1 protein-coding gene is annotated in these 1,457 nt (G+C 52.3%); it reads right to left on the bottom strand.

Features of this window, described 5'->3' with window-relative positions:
- Positions 1-1,457: hypothetical protein (locus tag AK963_RS33980; RefSeq protein ID WP_202969921.1), on the bottom strand; the 1,457-nt coding region annotated here is incomplete at both ends.

Genomic DNA, 1,457 nt, shown 5'->3' with positions numbered 1-1,457 from the left:
ATGCCGGGTTTCTCGACGGTATGCCGGAAGGTCATATCATCCACAGACACAGAGCCGGTTCGGATAGTGACCTCATCATCATTCTGCGCCACATAGCTAAAGACAATGGCACTGTCAGGATCAGGCAGCGCATCGAGGGTGATCGCAGCCGATCCCGTTGCAAAGATAATGGTTCCGGTTCCCGAGCCGGTCATCTGGCCAGCGCCAGTATCCCGAATGTTCTGCCATTTTCCGAGAGCGATATAGCTGACCACCAATGTTCCCGGTCTTGGCTTGGCATCTGCCATATTCAGGGTGTAATTGAAGCCCCGGTTCTGGTTAGTGATCGGGATAGCACCACTGATCGCTGCACCTGTAATGGCCACGGCTGGCTGATAGGTAGCGTTGGCAGTTGCCGTGGTATAGCTGCTCGCTCGCCAGACATTAATCTCCCCGAGGTCATAATCCACTGCCAATTTACTGAAATTATTGGTCCCGCTTTTATGGAGCAGATGACCCGCACCGTCATCTTCAAAGGTGCCACCTTCGAGGGACAGGGAGAGGGTTTTAGGCAGTACGCCACGCTGGACATAGGTTCGGCTCTGGTTCCCGGTAATATGCACAAAACGACAGCTGACCGAACGGCTAGTGTCAGCCGTGGCCACCATGGTTTTGCCGGTATAGCCACCGTATTGATCGAGCAATGGGCTTTCGACCTTGGCACTCGGCACCAGTGGCGCATAAACACTCTCGGCCTTAACCGTTAAATCGCCAGCGGTCACATTGGCACTCAATGGCTGAATGCCGTAATAACGGGAGGTATCGGCTATCTGTGTCCCATAAATGGTGCTGGTTTCTTCCTCCGGTTCTCCGGGAACTGGCTGCGCTCCGACAAAGGTGGTTATTAGCGGTGCACTGATCTCCATTTCTACCTTGCGCCGGTTAAAGTCCACATACTCCGAACCGTTGTGATAGGTAAACGTCACCACTGAATGATCAACGGCAGTAATACGAATAAATTGGCTGGTTAGTCCATCGGGAGTGGTGAGCTTATAGACCTCCCCAATTTCAGGCACCGCCCATTCCTCACGCTGATAGCCCACAATGGAACGCTGGCCTTCCAGCTGATCGCCCACCAGTTCCCACGATGCTTTAATGCCGGGGACGACATAGCTCTCAATTCTGTCTCTGGCATCCAAACGCTCATCGGTCTGACTGTCGGTATTGAACAGCAAAACAGAGACATTCTTATCCTTGGGAGGCTCGGTCAATATCAAATGACTGCCGAGATAAATGTCATTGTTATCGGTGCTGATTCCAATGAATGCCTTTCGCAAGGCCACATCACCAATGGTTCGGTCGATCCGGGAAATGTCCTGAAAGAGATTATTGACGTTGCCATCAATGACCTCGTTACCCGTCACCCGACCACCACCATCTTCCTCATCGGTTAGGCGTTGGCTTTCGAAGAGTTTTAC

Origin of the sequence: Endozoicomonas atrinae, assembly GCF_001647025.1 — a bacterium.
Classification (GTDB): Bacteria; Pseudomonadota; Gammaproteobacteria; order Pseudomonadales; family Endozoicomonadaceae; genus Endozoicomonas; species Endozoicomonas atrinae.
Note: the sequence above shows the minus strand (reverse complement) of the source record. Positions and strands in the feature narration are given on the sequence as shown.